The organism is Lentilactobacillus dabitei, from assembly GCF_019061365.1.
GTDB classification, from domain to species: domain Bacteria; phylum Bacillota; class Bacilli; order Lactobacillales; family Lactobacillaceae; genus Lentilactobacillus; species Lentilactobacillus dabitei.
Window position 1 is genome coordinate 3,622 of sequence record NZ_JAHPPD010000123.1, and the last position, 1,608, is coordinate 5,229.

Genomic DNA, 1,608 nt, shown 5'->3' on the forward strand with positions numbered 1-1,608 from the left:
TGACACTGACGTGTCAATGGAGAATAGCGGGATCGAACCGCTGACCCCCTGCTTGCAAAGCAGGTGCTCTCCCATCTGAGCTAATTCCCCAAGTTACTCCGGTCACGAAGGCCGGTGGATGGGCCTAAATGGACTCGAACCATCGACCTCACGCTTATCAGGCGTGCGCTCTAACCAGCTGAGCTATAGGCCCAAAAGCGTAACCGTTTTTGAGAGTAGACCTCTCAAAACTAAACAAAACTTTCGACAATGTGCAGGATTCCGTTTTTCCTTAGAAAGGAGGTGATCCAGCCGCAGGTTCTCCTACGGCTACCTTGTTACGACTTCACCCTAATCATCTGTCCCACCTTAGACGGTTGGTTCCCGAAGGTTACCTCACCGGCTTTGGGTGTTACAAACTCTCATGGTGTGACGGGCGGTGTGTACAAGGCCCGGGAACGTATTCACCGTGGCATGCTGATCCACGATTACTAGCGATTCCAACTTCATGTAGGCGAGTTGCAGCCTACAATCCGAACTGAGAACGGCTTTAAGAGATTAGCTTGACCTCGCGGTTTCGCAACTCGTTGTACCGTCCATTGTAGCACGTGTGTAGCCCAGGTCATAAGGGGCATGATGATTTGACGTCATCCCCACCTTCCTCCGGTTTGTCACCGGCAGTCTTGCTAGAGTGCCCAACTAAATGCTGGCAACTAACAATAAGGGTTGCGCTCGTTGCGGGACTTAACCCAACATCTCACGACACGAGCTGACGACAACCATGCACCACCTGTCATTCTGTCCCCGAAGGGAACGCCTAATCTCTTAGGTTGGCAGAAGATGTCAAGACCTGGTAAGGTTCTTCGCGTAGCATCGAATTAAACCACATGCTCCACCGCTTGTGCGGGCCCCCGTCAATTCCTTTGAGTTTCAACCTTGCGGTCGTACTCCCCAGGCGGAGTGCTTAATGCGTTAGCTGCAGCACTGAAGGGCGGAAACCCTCCAACACTTAGCACTCATCGTTTACGGCATGGACTACCAGGGTATCTAATCCTGTTCGCTACCCATGCTTTCGAGCCTCAGCGTCAGTTACAGACCAGACAGCCGCCTTCGCCACTGGTGTTCTTCCATATATCTACGCATTTCACCGCTACACATGGAGTTCCACTGTCCTCTTCTGCACTCAAGTCTCCCGGTTTCCGATGCACTTCTCCGGTTAAGCCGAAGGCTTTCACATCAGACCTAAAAAACCGCCTGCGCTCGCTTTACGCCCAATAAATCCGGACAACGCTTGCCACCTACGTATTACCGCGGCTGCTGGCACGTAGTTAGCCGTGGCTTTCTGGTTGGATACCGTCAAGATGTGAACAGTTACTCTCACACCTGTTCTTCTCCAACAACAGAGTTTTACGAGCCGAAACCCTTCATCACTCACGCGGCGTTGCTCCATCAGACTTTCGTCCATTGTGGAAGATTCCCTACTGCTGCCTCCCGTAGGAGTTTGGGCCGTGTCTCAGTCCCAATGTGGCCGATTACCCTCTCAGGTCGGCTACGTATCATTGCCTTGGTGAGCCGTTACCTCACCAACAAGCTAATACGCCGCGGGTCCATCCTAAAGTGACAGCCGAA

Annotated in this window: 2 tRNA genes and 1 rRNA gene; all 3 read right to left on the bottom strand. The window is 52.5% G+C overall.

Annotation, left to right across the window (positions count from 1 at the left end):
* Window positions 1-17 precede the first annotated feature (17 nt).
* Window positions 18-90, bottom strand: a tRNA-Ala gene (locus KTE19_RS12645).
* Window positions 91-119: 29 nt separating this feature from the next.
* A tRNA-Ile gene (locus KTE19_RS12650) sits at window positions 120-193 on the bottom strand.
* An 82-nt stretch (window positions 194-275) separates the two neighbouring features.
* Window positions 276-1,608 (bottom strand): 16S ribosomal RNA (locus KTE19_RS12655); the annotation flags it as partial.